Here is a 14,432-nt window from a genome sequence, read left to right as displayed (position 1 = left end):
CATTGATAGATACCTGTATGACTAACCTTTTTCGAGCAATCGCAGTTTGGTACCGCGTTGCACCACCAGATTGATTTTGCGGGTGTTGTCGATTTCGATCACCGGGAACAGGTTCTCGGCATAATCGATGTAATAATTGGCCAAACGCTCCATCGCGTAACCCGTCCCGCGTAGAGCCCCGCCCTCCATCGAATCCTGGCTGAAGGAGCGTTGGAACGGGGTAGTGGCCACCCCGGCCGGCCCCGCCAGGGCCAATACCTGCGTTTGGGTGCGGCCGAACATGTCGGAAAAACCGCGCAGAAAGCCTGCCAGCAACGCATTGCGCAGCAAAGCGCCCTGTTTGCTGACGAAGCGGCCGCGAATGCCAACCTTGCCGTCTTCGCCGACCGCGTACGCATCCAGCGGAACTTCGATGACGCCGCCGTCTTGGCGGACGCACGAAATGGACTCGGCGCGGATATAGGCCCGCTCGGAACTGAGGTCGCCGTAACCGGAGGACACTACGAAGCATTCCCTAACATCGGCGGTATAGCGGTTCGGCAAAATGGCGTCGGTTTTCAGCCGAACCAAGACCGGAAAGGGGTTCTTCTGAGCGCTGCTGCCGGTCGGTGCATCCATTCCGTTGAGTAGATTGCCGGATAAAATGCTGCCCGCCGGTATCTGCACACTCTCTTGTTCGGCTTTTTTGGTTTCCGCGACTTCGGTCTTTTTCTTGGTCTCGGTGTCGGAGCTGGCCGTTTGCTTGATCACCCGGATTTGCAAGGCATTGCGATCGGCATCCTTGACCGGATTGGCGGGGACCGGATCGGCGGGCATTGCCGTCTGATCCTGATAAACCCGCGGATTGAACAAGGCGTCGGCCGGGTTGACCCGCTCTTTGACCGGATGCGGTTTTGCCGGCGATTCGGGCGGCAACACGGCTTGCGAGCTTGACGGTTCGGCTTGGCCTTCGGTTTTCAAGCGCTCGACTTCGGCCTTCAAGGCTTCGATCTGGGTTTGCGCGGTTTGACCGGTTTGGTCGGCCAACTGTTTGATCCGTTGCTGATCGGAGGCTTGATACTGCTGATTTTGGTTAGCCATACTCTCCAACAAGCCGCGTAGCGTATGTTGTTCGGATTGCAATTGCCGAAGCTGCGCCCCCAAGCCGTCGATACCCAAGGATCGGGGGTCCGAATCCGTGAAGATATGCCGGGCGATGTCCTTCTTGGCGCTGCTGGATGTGGGCGGCGGCGCATCCCCTAATAGCCCACTGATCACCACCATCAGCGTCACCAGAATCCCCGTGACGACGATCATCCGTTGATGAGCCGGATTCAGAGCGTCCCATTTTTCGAGTATCGCGTGTTTCATAACGGGCCCTTAATGCAGTAGCGACGGTCTAATTTGCTCGTCGGTAATGCCGCGCTGCTTCATCACCACAAACAACTCGGTCGATTGTCCGGGTTCCAACCACACCTCCGGCCAGGCGGCTACCGCCACCACGTCGCTGACCCCAGCCCCTTGGCCGACGCACGCGCGCTCATCGAGCTCGACCCGCTGCGGCGTGGTATTGACAGTTTTGGCGATCAGGATCGTGGTATGGCGTCCGTCAAAGGCTTGGCCCACCGTGGTTTGGATCCCGGCCTGGTCGCAATAAACGGTTTCGTTGGCCGTCACCGGTCGGCCGCTGAACCCGCTGGGACTTTGCATCAACGCCAGCTCGCGCAGCGTGGTTTTGAGCTGGGCGATATGTTCTTGCTGCACGGTATCGTCGCTGTCGCCGGCTTTTTTAGACGCCGGTTGCGACTGCGCCAGGCGCGAATACTCGACGCCAGCCAATTCCAGGCGTATCTCTCGGGGCGGGATCAGTTTCGGCGCCAAAGTCAGGGAAATGGCGAGCGCTTCGTTTTCGCCGGGCGTAATGTACAGCGTCACCGGATCCTCGCTATTGCTGGCGACGTACACCACATTGCCTTCCACTTGAGTTTCGGCCCGGCTGACGGTTCTGACCCGCGGATTGGGAAACGGGGTCACGATTCGGTTCAGATGGTTTTGCGCCACCGTCACAATTTCATTGATGCCCGGCGAGACCTTGATGGTTTGCGGGGTGATGCCGCCGCCGGTCGTAGGCTCCGGGACCGAACCGGTCTTTAGAACGCTGGCCGGCACGGGGGGCAACGCCACCGCTGAGTCCTCCGCAACCGCGGCACCGCCGCTCAGTCCCATCAGGCCCATCATCAGTACGAAGTTACGGATTGGCATGCGTCGAGGCCTCCATTTGTCTTTGCATTTCTAAATACTCTTTTGTCTTAGGCTCCCCCTGATACACATTCAGGTCGGTGACCACCGGGTTGTAATTGACGATGGCAATCTGGAATTCGTAGGTGCGGTAGGCGACTTCGGGTTTATCGTTGGGGCCTTTGGTCGTCAATTGACCGGTCACGAACACCTTGTGGGTGTCCTGTTCGTAATAGACTTGGTTCGGCGTGAACGTGGTCGAGATTTTGTCGATCTTTAACGCGTTGATTTGGTCGTGCATCGCGTTCACGGTTTCTCGATGAATTTGCGACGACAACAACGGCGAGACCGAATCGGCCACGAAATCCAGGGTGTTCGGCGTGACGTTGCCGAGCAATTGCGCTAGGAACAACCCCCAAGCTTCAAAGGTCTTGGCGGAGGCATCCTGCCTGGAAATTTCCACTTTCTCGGTCAGATTGGGCGGAATCATGATGACCGTCCGTTCGGTTCGGAGCGCGGCAAACGCCGTGACCACATTGGTAACCAGTAACCCGATCAGCAGGTACCGGTGCAACCGGTTTTCGGCCTGCACAAAGCCCCAGGACTCTAAGAACACGTTCAGCTTCATTGGTAAAACCGCCGGATGTAGGGATTGGGAATCGAGATGGCGCCGGTCGGCAGCAAGCCGATCCAATAAAACGCATGTACCAGAAAACCATTCGGCCGATTGTCGGTGAAGCGGCGGATGAACTTGATCACGAAGTAGGATGCAATCAGGCAATACAACAAGTGGTCGATGAAGATGCCGAGCAACATCATCGCCACCACAATCACCAAATCGTGAGCGGTCCAAATCAACAGGATCGGTGGTTCGTCGATAAAGCGCGGGATTTTCGTCGGTTCCATGCTAGCCTCCAAGGTAGGTGACTATTGTGCACAAAACAAAAAATAAAACCCGCTGGCTAGATGCTTTTAAAACGCATCTTCCCAGCGGGTTTTTCTCAGGAATATGATAAATACGGCGTTTTGTTCGAAAGAGCGGCCATGCTTGTTAGCACTACACCAAAACTGGAGGGCTATACCATCGACGAATACTTAGGGATTGTCAGTAGCGAAGCCATACTAGGCGCCAACGTGTTTGTCTCCCTTTTTGCAAGCTGGCTGTAGCTTTTTCGGCGGTCCATACCTAAGGGTACGAAAAAGAATTGAGCAAAACCCGCCAAGATGCGCTCGACCGCTTGGTCAAGCGTGCTCAGGCCTGCAGATCCAGTGCAATTGTTCGCGTTTCCGTGAACCACGAATTTTTAGCGATGGGAAAAGGCTGTCTTAACATGATCGTTGCTACTGGCACCGCAGTGACACTACATAAGTCATCGTCAAAAAACTAACGACAGCATATATTTGATCGGAGATTCTGAAGGACAATGGTTTGCAAAAAACGAATCCTAGAAACTCTCACTTAATGGTCATGAAAGTACCGCTGTCTCCCCTGCAAATAGAGGCATTCTGGCACGATTCTTAGAATTAAAAGGGATATGAAGCAAAGAACTCAATAAAAATCCTTCCTGCTAACTTAAATTCTTTTTTACCTCTGCTAACTTCCGTTTACGTTCCAGAGCTTGATCAAAAGACTCGCCTGGTTTTGCCATACCGGATAACGAAGTCCCTGTGAGTCTTGCTATCACAGCTGCTCTAGTTTCTCCTGGTCTAGCTTGTCGATTTATTTCATCTTCTGAGATTTGTTTCCGCTCCGCTGCGGGCTGCTTGTCTCGATCCTTTACTCCAAACTGAAATTGAAAATGGGTAACCTGACGTCCAGATTTCCGCTGACCATACTTTACCCACAGATTCGATAGTTCATTAATTTCTTTGACAGCAGGATCAATAACCCGTTTTTTCAAATCTACAACCCTATCGTATTTATCTACCACCTGAAATTGACGCTTAAGCCATTCAATTTCGATTTCCCTCTCACCTACGGAACTCCATTGCACTAACAGTTCGTATAATCGAATTGAGTACACACTTTCAAAACGTGAAACGTGCTTAAGCTTATACTGGGTAAACTCTCTGGACAATTGCGACAGGTAGGGAATAATTCCAACTGCAAAGCTTAGGACTAGCTTACCCTCGCCAGGGACATAGTCTATGCTACTAATCCAGCGAGTCTTTCTTTGACAAATTTGTGGGTTATCTGGATCAGGATCATCAATAATCACGCTACGTTCATACAGCTTTTCAGCAGCTTTTTTTAAATCCCTATATGCATTTGAGAGGTTTTCAAGACCTGCTAAATCAGCTACTCCAGAAGCAGTGATCTCAAAACGGTAATGTTCTGTTAAAACAGCTTTAGAATCGATTTGCGCAATACAAGCCAACAACACACGTTGTTCAGCCAATGTAAGCATATACCCGGCTTCAACAACCTTATTGGATTTTACAACGGTAAGATGGATCGATTGTTCCAAAACCATACAACGAAAGAAAGAAGCGATGTCTAACTATACGCTTCTTCTGAAACAACGACAATATAAATTCGTAGTCGCTTTTTCACAATGAATTTATCGTCATATTGGTCCGCCAATCAGGCGAGCACACGGTCTAAAGCCATCAACGATCAATCTGTCGTCATATCGGTCCGATAAGCAGGCGGCGCACGGTCTAAAGCCGTCAACGATCAATCTGTCGTCATATCGGTCCGTTAAGCAGGCGGCACACGGTCTAAAGCCGTCAACGATCAATTTGTCGTCATACCGGTCCGATAAGCAGGCAGCACACGGTCTAAAGCCGTCAACGATCAATTTGTCGTCATACCGGCCCGCCAAGCAGGCGGCACACGGTCTAAAGCCGTCAACGATCAATTTGTCGTCATACCGGGCCGCCAAGCAGGCGGACATACGGTCTAAAGCCGTCAACGATCAATTTGTCGTCATATCGATCCGCCAAACAGGCGGCACACGGTCTAAAATTGTCAACGATCAATCTGTCGTCATATCGGTCTGCAAAACAGACGGGCACGGCCTAAAGCAATCAACGATCAATTTGTCGTCATATCGGTCCGTTAAGCAGGCGAACATACGGTCTAAAGCCGTCAACGATCAATTTGTCGTCATATCGATCCGCCAAGCAGGCGGCACACGGTCTAAAATTGTCAACGATCAATCTGTCGTCATATCGGTCTGCAAAACAGACGGGCACGGCCTAAAGCAATCAACGATCAATTTGTCGTCATATCGGTCCGTTAAGCAGGCGAACATACGGTCTAAAGCCGTCAACGATCAATTTATCGTCATACCGGTCCGCCAAGCAGGCGGACATACGGTCTAAAGCCGTCAACGATCAATTTGTCGTCATATCGATCCGCCAAGCAAGCGGGACACGGTCTAAAATTGTCAACGATCAATCTGTCGTCATATCGGTCCGTTAAGCAGGCGAACATACGGTCTAAAGCCGTCAACGATCAATTTGTCGTCATACCGGTCCGCCAAGCAGGCGGACATACGGTCTAAAGCCGTCAACGATCAATCTGTCGTCATACCGGTCCGCCAAGCAGACGGCACACGGTCTAAAGTCGTCAACGATCAATTTGTCACTATATGAGATCATTTTGTCCACAGACAACATTCAATTTGTCGCCATTTAACAATCAATCTGTCGCTAAAATACTATCAATTTGTCGTTAAAAATCAGCTAGAGAGCTTAATTTTACTGGACTCTAAGCCTCCTAAAAAAGATAAAAAATATAAAAATAAAAAAACAAAATTCAAATCATTTATAACACCGGAAAATCCTACAAAACAAAACCGGCTAATATAAAATCATGCGAAATGCCGAACTTCAGTCCACAGTAATAGTGACTCTAAGAAATTCTCTAAATACGGAAATATCACCTTCGCCAAAACTCATTGAAGCGGAGCGATAGCAAATTAATAAGACTTCTCGATACCGCATCAAGTCTCAAAAGAAGCGATGTTTCGATCCTGTGTAGAAAAGTTAGACGACACAACACCAACAAACAGAGGCTGCAGAGTGAAATAGCTGTAACTATGAAGTCCAGATGTTCGCCCAATAAATAGGTCAAAATTTACATACGGAAGCCATCCATCCCCAGATCATCCTAACTAAAATAATAAAATACATGCCGTTTTATCTAATTATTCAATTGTCCGATTTAATAAAATTATTCACTAATTCCTTCAGTTTATCGGTCTGTTCATTTGATAATATTCCATTAGTAATTTTAATTACAATCCCATTTGCAGACGCTGAAAAATATCCTATTTTCCTTGATTTATAGAAAAACTCTTCCTTGTTACGCGAAATACTATCAATAATACAATTTTTTACTTTATTCGATATAAAGCCAGCAACTTTTGTCTGATCTAATTCAGCATTTTCAAGTAATTGTAACGCTTCAAGTAATACTTCATTAGCAAATTGTCGCTCCTTATCAGAATATTTAGATAAAGTTCGTTTAATTTGATCTGCAGCATTTCTCCCAAGCAATCGCGGGTTTTCATTCAACTTGTCTAACACAAATTCTGGCAATGAATCATATGCAAAATAACGATACATATCTTGTCTTTGCATACCAAGCGCCTCTGCAATTCTTTGTTTAGTCGGAAACAACTTCTCAATTTTCCTAATCGATTGCGCAATCTCATAGTCACTTAAATTTTCACGACTAACATTTTCAGATATAGCCCAAACTGCCATATCCCCATCATCACAAGTGAACAGAACACATGGAATTTCAGTTTTATTTAGTTTTTTAAACGCTCTGAATCTTCGTTCACCTGCAATTATTTGATATTGCTGAGCTCCACATTTCCTGACTGCAATTGGTTGTAATAACCCAACTTCAGAAATTGAATTTGCTAAAGAAATTATTTCATCCTCGGGGAAAATTTGTCGGGGTTGATATGGATTAGGAATTAGCCAATCTATTGGTAAATTCACGGTTATTTCATCAGAATATTCCTCCTGATTCTTAAATTTTGGTAATACAGCAGGATTGGTGTTACTAACCAACCCTTTATCTATAAGACCGCTAACTTTAATTATAGGTTTCATAAAATCGCTCAAATAATTAAATGCCCATTCATCTTTAAGTTATATTCTTTAATTAAACTTTTAGATAAATCAATAATTGAACGAGCCGCTGTTGAATTTGGCTCCCTCTCCAAGACAGTACCACTTTCACTTTCCTTAAATAGTTCTATTTGACGCATAAAGCTTGACGCGTGCGGTATGATATTATCATTTAACTTGTCACCATAACTTGATACAAGTGTTGATAGTGCATCCTTACAGGTGCTATAACTAGGATGGTATCCATTAGCGACAATATGTACATCTAAATAAAAATCATTTGAATGAAATGCCTCATTAAGTTCATTGACATTACTGGCTAAAACTTGCATTGCCTTTAAAGACTGACCATCAAGCCATACCACCGCAAGCAACTTTTTACTGGCACACATAAAGGCATTTGTCAACAAATTCGTTGATGGAGCACTATCTATTACTAAAACATCATACTTTGAAAAAAACTCAACATTAGCTTCAAAAAACTTCTTAAATGTAAATTCTCTATTTGTAACACCCATTAGCCATGAATCAATATTTGACAAAGAAATGTCAGATGCAATCAAATCGAGCATATTTCCTTCATAAAGTGGAAATACTGATGATTCAATGTCGTATTTTTCTTTTAAACCATACTTCTTAAGTAGATCACCAATGTGAATAATATTTTCAGAGGCCCAGTTAATTCCAAATAAACCAGTTAAACTAGCCTGCGGATCACCGTCTAACATCAAGGTTTTATATCCCTGCATAGCTAATGCAGATGCTATTCCTCCACATATTGTCGTTTTGCCAACACCTCCTTTTGACATCCTACAATTTATAATAGGCGGTAATCCACTATTAATATTTAGAGCTTCTGGATCATACCCAGAAAGCTTTAACTTCGCTTTACGAATATCTAAAGCAGAATAAGTAGTGTGTTGATAAGGTTCGGATGCGTTCTTTTCAGGAAATAAAGCTTTGAAATCTTTTGCTTTACCGACAAATCCCGCAAACTCCATTGCATGCTTAGGTCTAACTGTAAAATGTCTCATTATCTCGTCGTAAGAAAGTTAGATATTGATTTGGGATAGCTTACTGGTACGAAGAATGCCCATTCTTGCGACCCGGTTTAGAATCAGATGGTCAGATTGACTTCAATTCTAATCACATTTTGGCTTAACTGATACTTTTTTTGTTGAAGTCCACAAAAAATGTTCAGTGAAGAAAAAATGAACATTGGGCGGAGAATTGTTCCCTACACTACGCTACCGTGTCCTGTTCTACAAATTTGCCACAACTAGCCACCTTACGTATCAGCAACTGGATCTACAAAAATGGTCATTCATGAATTCTCAAAGCTTTACTCTGAAAGATCTGCTGTGCGGGAGGCGAGCGGCGGCATGGCCTAAACAGACCACAAATCCGCTTCGGCTGTAACAGCCGTTAGGCTGTGATATAGCCGAATTGAATCAGCTTTTTGATCCAGCGCGGCGCATTGCGTTGGACAGAGAGTGCTTCGTAGTCCGTTTGGGCATCCCGGTAGTAATCGCCCCGCTGGATCAACAAAAACACGGTTTTCAACAATTTGTCCGCAATGGCGAAGATGGCGCGCTTTCGCCCGCGTCGGATCAGCAAGCCCTTGAACTTGTCTTGCAAACTGCAGCGGGTTCGACTGGCCGCATGGCGGCTTCACACAAGATGCGCCTTAGATAGGGATTTCCCTTGCGCGCCCACGCCGATTTGCACTTATCAGCTGATTCGTTTTGTCCGTAACAGACACCGGCCCAGAAGGCCAGCTTGGGCGGCGAACCGAAAGCTGCCATGTCGTCGCCAATTTCGACCAGGATCATCGCCGCACTGAATTCGTCGATACCTAGTAGCGTTTGCAGTTTTTCAGGATCGCTAGATAGGGACTCAAGTTAACGAGTAACGTTTGGCGAAATCCCAGGATGCACGCATCCAATTCGTCGAGATACGCCTCCAGTTCCTAAATCCCGAAGTGGTGACTGTCCGATAAATCGTTTCCAAGGCTTTCCGCAGTTTACCGGGTGATTCCTTGACTCTGAGATTGGCATAAGCCAGCAACTTGTGTAGCTGGTTTTGCTCATTAGATGTGATACCGTTCGGCTTTTGTAGTTGCCTTGCAATTAGATGGATCGCGCGAAAATGCCGCAGCGGCACGAAGCCGCTATGCGCCAGAATGGCTAGCCGTTAAGCATCGTTTATATCAGTTTTGCGACATGGCAATTGCTTTACATGACGGGGATTGACTTCGGCCGACTTCAAGCCGAGCCATTCCAAAGTTGCATACAAGCTCCGTTAGTATTGGTGAGTTTTACTTGGTGAATATTCAATGTCGCCAAACAACGATAAACCGCCGATCACTACGCATCACTTTTCTGGGAATCCACTGGGTATGTCCGGAATCAGCAGATGTCGGAATGAAATCACCCGCAAGACGATTGGACTCGAGAATTCGTGGAGTGTCTCTATTAGAGACACGGACGGAGAGTTTATGGAGTGTCTCTAATAGAGACACGGAGGGATTGTCCAGAATTTACCCGCGACATGGTACTGTTTGTTAGCGAGAAAAAGCTGATTTTCATGCGTCTGTACCAAATTTATGCTGTCAAGGCTACCGTCAACTGCAATCACCAAATCCGCAACAATGACAACATATGGCAGGGCAAAACACTTACCTGGTTTAAGACCTTCACGTTACCCAAATACTCACAGATATTGAAAACAGAGCCGGCCCCAAAAAATTGAACAATCGGTTAAGTGAAAAACCCTGCTACTTTTGAACGTCCGCGAGGACAAAGAAACGGAGCAGAAAATGTCCTAAAACCCGAGAAGTAAACATTCAGCTGCCTTCAAAGACAAAGTCGCGTTGGCGGCCTTGGCGGGCGATAAAACCCTGCCCCAGTTGACCCAGGAATTCGAGGTTCATCCAAATCAAGTTGTCGATTGGAAAAAGCCACTGCCAGAGCGGGCGGCCGCGGTGTTTGGGAAGCCTGCCGAGTCCGAGTCGTCGCCGATCGATCTACAGGCCCTGCATGCGAAAATCGGCCGACTGACCTTGGAAAACGATTTTTTAGGGCGCGCGCTCACCAAGGCTGGTTGGTCGAGCGCAAAAGGATGATAAACCTGGAGTCCAAGCGCCGATTGGTCGGCAGGCCGGGTATCGTCAATACCGCGCAAGGCTGTCAGTAGAGTAAGTATGGACGGTCGCGGCACTTGGCGGGATAATGTCGCCGTCGAACGGCCCGGGCGATCTGTCAAATACGAGCGGGTCTACCTGCATGCCTACCACTCTGTCGGCCAGGCTCGTGCCTCAATCCTGGAGTATTTAGAGTGGTACAACACAAGCGACCGCATTCCAGCTTGAACCGTAAACGCCGCATCAAGCGTATAACGATGGGCTCCCAGCCCTTAAGTTGGCCGTCTAAACCATGGTAGGGTTTTCATTTCCTGTTCAAACCAATGGGATCACTTTTTCTGGCTGGTAGTCCCCGCGCCGAGTTCATCAACCACTTTAAAGAAATGCAGCGTCTGAAAGCCCAACAAGGCAAAGGTAGCGACAGTACCTGCACAGTGCAACAACTGAAATATGAATTCGTGCTATTCGCCTCTGCGATTATCGATTTCCACTACATAATGGACCTAATCGCCAAATTCACCCAAAATATCAGCAAACAAAATATGACTCGTGAAGCGCTCAGTGCTAATTTGCTAGACCAGCGCAACTTCTTCATTGCTTACATCATCAATCTGCCCGCCGGGCAAAGCCTCAATGAAAGCGCCATTCGCGACTGTTATCAAACTTTCATAACCTCCAAGGCTGCTAGCGACTTAGCCGCTATTGCCGACAAACACGGTCTGAAAGCCTTTGTCGCCACCATCATGATCAGGATGATTTTCGATGGCGAAAAGCTGAGCAATTTATTAGCACCACTGACCCAAGGCCGTGAAATTTCAGGATTGGCTGTATATGAATAAACCGAACATAGCCAACCCCGTGTTCAGCGAAGTGCTGCAACATATCTATCAAGCGCGGCATAAGATCTTTAGTCAAGCAAACACGGCCCTGATAGACCTGTATTGGCAAATAGGCCTGACCATCAGCCGTAAAGTGCAAAGTGAGGCTTGGGGTAAAGGCGTCGTTACCGAACTGGCAGACTACATTTCCGTCAATGCGCCTGACGTCAAAGGATTTAGCGACAAAAATCTATGGCGTATGAAGCAGTTTTACGAAACCTATCAGGCGGATGAAAAACTCTCAGCGCTGGTGAGAGAATTGCCCTGGTCACACAACCTGGCTATTTTTTCTCGCTGTAAAACTCAACAGGAAAGAGCGTTTTATTTAAAGCTGTCGATTGATGAAAAATACAGCGTTCGCGAGATTGATCGGCAAATTAGCGCAGTCTTCAAAGACAACTACGTACTGGAGTTTCTCGGCTTGCCGGAAACCCACAGCGAAAACGACCTGCAAAATGCCCTGATCCGGCATATAAAAACCTTTATTCTGGAACTGGGTGGCGACTTTATCTTCATGGGCGAACACTTCCGTCTGCAAGTCGGCAATCAGGACTTTTATATCGATTTGCTGTTTTACCACTGCGGCTTGTCAGCATTAGTGGCTTTTGAACTGAAAATCGGTAAATTCTCGCCGGAACACATGGGACAGCTGAGTTTTTACCTGGAAGCGCTGGATCGCGATGTTAAAAAGCCGCACGAAAACCCCAGCATCGGCGTGCTGTTGTGCCGAGACAAGGACGACGAAGTGGTGGAATACGCGCTATCGCGCAATCTGTCGCCGACCTTGATTGCTCAATATCAATAGCAATTGCCGGACAAAAAACTGATACAGGCCAAATTGCATGAATTGCTGACGCAGGAACGGGATGAAACCCTATGAGGTGGCTCAAGAAAAAGGGTTTGGCAACTTGCCCATCGGGGGCATATTCCAGTCCAAATCAGGCACCCATTCCGATTGGAAACCGCCACTGGCGTTGCCAGATTTTTTACCGGGTTGAAGGCTTGATATCGGCCCCTACAACTGTTCCAGCAATGCCCACCGACAACTCAGAAATGCCGACTGCGACGAAATAGTTCGGAATATTCAAACCTTCGCGCATGCTAAAGTAATGATGGTAAACCAACATAGACGCATAGCCTGCGAACTAGAGTCCGTTAAATGCTTCACTTACTACTTTTTGTCGCTGTTTGGCGTCGGTGTTTAAATACAGCGACGTGGTACTGATGTCGGCATGTCCCAATTCATCTCGGATATAGGCTAACGGTACTTGTTTGTCATTGGCCAAATAACTACCGTAACTATGGCGTAGCCAGTGTGCGGAGGCTTTGCGGATTTTATTCACTAGTCGTAAATCCGCTTCCGGATCCTTGCTTAAGGTGACATACATTTGATCGAAAAAAGCCGCTAATGTTTTATGCAGGCCCGCAGGGCTGAGATGTTTACGGGCGGTAGGGTCACGTAGACTCGGGATTAGTGGCGCTTCGGCCGGTAATCGTTCAAATAGACTTGGACGCCCGCACGCTCTTAAGTAGGACTGTAGCGCTTCTATTAAGGTGGATGGCAGGGAGGTTTTCCGTAACTTACTGTGCTTTCCAACGACCCGCAAAAAATAATGTGCGCCCTGGTCATCATCCAGGGTTTCGATATCGCCGAAACTCGCTGCCGCCAATTCATGGAGGCGAAGCCCCGTGTAAAACGCAAACGTCAAAATAAACCACAAGCGCCGATCGGCGGTTTCCGTTGCGGATCCCGGCTGAATCTGTTCTTGGGCATAGGCTAAGATGGTTTGCATCTGGGTCAAGGTGAAGGCCCGGTTTGCTGTTTGTAGCGGGGTCTGCGCGCACTTGATATTCGGCATGTCGTCGAAGTTATTGTGCGTTAGATAGTGTTGTTTGACGAGCCAGGCCATGCACCCGTTTATCACGGTTTTCGCGTAATTAATGCTTTTGGCGGATAGCACGAGTTGCGGCGGTGCGGGTTCGGTCGAATCCCCCAAAACAGGAGCGGCTCCCTTTGGAGTTCGATAGTAAAAGGGCTTCCATTTGCCGTGACGCTTGTTGGCGGGTTGCTGTGTCACCCATTGCTGATCGGCCGTCGTCAAATTTTTCAAAAACTGGATGTACGCGCGGCAATCGTCGGTGCTCAATGAGGACAGAGCGCGTTTACGTTCTAAGATGGCCCAGAGTAACAGGCGTTCCAGCTCTTTTTTGTAAGCTTGGTAAGTTTTCGGGTTGTCATTTTTTAACGACAACCAGCTGTGAATCGCGGCTAAATCGTGATTGGCGTCGATCCGGCACGCGTCTGGCGAGCGATTACTCCCGTGTTCACCGTTCAGTTCGATGGGAATTAAGACCTGTTCCAACGGCGCCATTGACTGCGACGAGGCGAGTGAATGGAGCTTGGGCATGCTGGGGCGAGATTGGTATCCCAGCCTCTCGGCATGTTGCTTTAAAAAGAGGGTCAGAGTTTTCTGCGCCTGTTTTCGAGCGGTGGGGATTTCGGAGCCGGCGGCTTCGTTCTCGGCTAACCACTGGACCGCATCTGCGCAGGTGGCGACTGATGCGGGTAACGCCGCACACACGTTTTCAGGCAACCAACGTCGTAACGCCTGATCGCCCGCCGGTACCGGATCGGGCCATCGGTTCAGGGTGTTTAAAGCGTGTTCCGCGCGCGTCGACCACGTCGACGTCGCTTGACGTGGACTCATCCAGAGTTCAACGAAATCCAGCTGGCCATAAAAACGGGCTTTGATCGCCAGGGCTCGGCGCAGGGTTTTCAGGCGTCGGCGGGCAGGTTCGTCGCTTTCCGCGCGTTGCTCGTCGAGCGCGGGGTAGGGTATTCCGGCGATCCAGCCTCGCAGCAGTATTAAATCGGCTAAGTTCATGAAGGGCAGCGCTCTCCTGAGTGGGAAAATCGGCCTGGAGCCGGAGGATGGGTCTGGCGGAACTATACCATAAGCCTTTTTGATCTAGTTGATATAATTAGGGCTATATCAACTTAGATATCCAGCTAGTTAAATAATTCATTGAAACACTAAATAAATTATTGATTGAATCAGCGTTGATCCGCTGCAACTCCAGACAAACCGTAGTATTAGTCGTTG

At 47.9% G+C, this 14,432-nt stretch carries 13 protein-coding genes and 3 pseudogenes; 6 read left to right on the top strand and 10 right to left on the bottom strand.

The genetic code is table 11. The annotated features are described in order from the left end of the window. Nucleotides 1-21 precede the first annotated feature (21 nt). Genes ACQE3E_RS23600 through traL form a run of 4 tightly spaced genes read right to left on the bottom strand, consistent with a single transcriptional unit; the run spans nt 22 to nt 3,123 of the window. On the bottom strand, nt 22-1,350 hold the full coding sequence (locus tag ACQE3E_RS23600) for a TraB/VirB10 family protein (protein ID WP_281023514.1): 1,329 nt from the start codon (nt 1,348-1,350) through the stop codon (nt 22-24). Between the two features lie 9 nt (nt 1,351-1,359). Continuing rightward, nucleotides 1,360-2,241, bottom strand: coding sequence for a TraK protein (locus ACQE3E_RS23595; protein ID WP_427501820.1), 882 nt, complete (start codon nt 2,239-2,241; stop codon nt 1,360-1,362). Further along, nucleotides 2,228-2,845, bottom strand: coding sequence for a TraE/TraK family type IV conjugative transfer system protein (locus tag ACQE3E_RS23590; RefSeq protein WP_427501819.1), 618 nt, complete (start codon nt 2,843-2,845; stop codon nt 2,228-2,230). Before ACQE3E_RS23590 ends, ACQE3E_RS23595 begins: the two co-directional genes overlap by 14 nt. Next, complete coding sequence (gene traL, locus ACQE3E_RS23585) at nt 2,842-3,123, bottom strand: type IV conjugative transfer system protein TraL (RefSeq protein WP_427501818.1); 282 nt, start codon at nt 3,121-3,123, stop codon at nt 2,842-2,844. The genes ACQE3E_RS23590 and traL overlap by 4 nt, the downstream gene beginning before the upstream one ends. 60 nt (nt 3,124-3,183) lie before the next feature. On the opposite strand from traL, the gene ACQE3E_RS23580 reads away from it, so the two are divergent. Together ACQE3E_RS23580 and ACQE3E_RS23575 are read left to right on the top strand one after the other, a co-directional pair. Next, complete coding sequence (locus ACQE3E_RS23580) at nt 3,184-3,384, top strand: heavy metal-binding domain-containing protein (RefSeq protein ID WP_427501817.1); 201 nt, start codon at nt 3,184-3,186, stop codon at nt 3,382-3,384. 38 nt (nt 3,385-3,422) lie between these two features. Then, nucleotides 3,423-3,605 carry a heavy metal-binding domain-containing protein gene (locus ACQE3E_RS23575; RefSeq protein ID WP_427501816.1) on the top strand — a complete coding sequence of 61 codons (183 nt, stop codon included), beginning with the start codon at nt 3,423-3,425 and terminating at the stop codon, nt 3,603-3,605. Nucleotides 3,606-3,785: 180 nt separating this feature from the next. Here the strand turns inward: ACQE3E_RS23575 and ACQE3E_RS23570 are convergent, their stop codons facing one another. The 5 genes and pseudogenes from ACQE3E_RS23570 to ACQE3E_RS23550 form a co-directional block, all read right to left on the bottom strand. Next, a complete protein-coding gene (locus ACQE3E_RS23570; RefSeq protein WP_427501815.1) occupies nt 3,786-4,685 on the bottom strand; it encodes a replication initiation protein in 900 nt (299 codons plus the stop codon). A 1,690-nt stretch (nt 4,686-6,375) separates the two neighbouring features. Continuing rightward, on the bottom strand, nt 6,376-7,290 hold the full coding sequence (locus ACQE3E_RS23565) for a ParB/RepB/Spo0J family partition protein (protein ID WP_427501814.1): 915 nt from the start codon (nt 7,288-7,290) through the stop codon (nt 6,376-6,378). An 8-nt stretch (nt 7,291-7,298) separates the two neighbouring features. Beyond that, on the bottom strand, nt 7,299-8,342 hold the full coding sequence (locus tag ACQE3E_RS23560; RefSeq protein ID WP_427501813.1) for a ParA family protein: 1,044 nt from the start codon (nt 8,340-8,342) through the stop codon (nt 7,299-7,301). Nucleotides 8,343-8,733: 391 nt separating this feature from the next. Continuing rightward, a pseudogene (locus tag ACQE3E_RS23555) lies at nt 8,734-8,973 on the bottom strand (IS110 family transposase); the annotation flags it as partial. Continuing rightward, nucleotides 8,919-9,140 (bottom strand): transposase, encoded by a 222-nt coding sequence (locus tag ACQE3E_RS23550; RefSeq protein WP_427501812.1) that lies wholly within the window; start codon nt 9,138-9,140, stop codon nt 8,919-8,921. The pseudogene ACQE3E_RS23555 and the gene ACQE3E_RS23550, both read right to left, overlap by 55 nt. 1,040 nt (nt 9,141-10,180) lie before the next feature. On the opposite strand from ACQE3E_RS23550, the pseudogene ACQE3E_RS23545 reads away from it, so the two are divergent. The 4 genes and pseudogenes from ACQE3E_RS23545 to ACQE3E_RS23530 all read left to right on the top strand — a co-directional run. Then, nucleotides 10,181-10,401: pseudogene (locus ACQE3E_RS23545) on the top strand (transposase); the annotation flags it as partial. A 100-nt stretch (nt 10,402-10,501) separates the two neighbouring features. Next, nucleotides 10,502-10,739: pseudogene (locus tag ACQE3E_RS23540) on the top strand (integrase core domain-containing protein); the annotation flags it as partial. Between the two features lie 34 nt (nt 10,740-10,773). Beyond that, entirely contained in the window at nt 10,774-11,289 is a 516-nt protein-coding gene (locus ACQE3E_RS23535; RefSeq protein WP_427501811.1) for a type I restriction endonuclease subunit R, EcoR124 family, read from the top strand. Next, on the top strand, nt 11,282-12,133 hold the full coding sequence (locus tag ACQE3E_RS23530) for a PDDEXK nuclease domain-containing protein (protein WP_427501810.1): 852 nt from the start codon (nt 11,282-11,284) through the stop codon (nt 12,131-12,133). The genes ACQE3E_RS23535 and ACQE3E_RS23530 overlap by 8 nt, the downstream gene beginning before the upstream one ends. Nucleotides 12,134-12,473: 340 nt before the next feature. Here the strand turns inward: ACQE3E_RS23530 and ACQE3E_RS23525 are convergent, their stop codons facing one another. Continuing rightward, the gene (locus ACQE3E_RS23525; RefSeq protein ID WP_427501809.1) at nt 12,474-14,213 is read right to left on the bottom strand and encodes a tyrosine-type recombinase/integrase; all 1,740 of its coding nucleotides are present in this window, start codon (nt 14,211-14,213) and stop codon (nt 12,474-12,476) included. Nucleotides 14,214-14,432 lie beyond the last annotated feature (219 nt).

Origin of the sequence: Methylomonas sp. MED-D, assembly GCF_050276835.1 — a bacterium.
In the GTDB taxonomy this organism is placed as follows: Bacteria; Pseudomonadota; Gammaproteobacteria; order Methylococcales; family Methylomonadaceae; genus Methylomonas; species Methylomonas koyamae_A.
The sequence above is the reverse complement of the archived record's forward strand: the minus strand, read 5'-3'. Positions and strand labels throughout refer to the sequence as shown.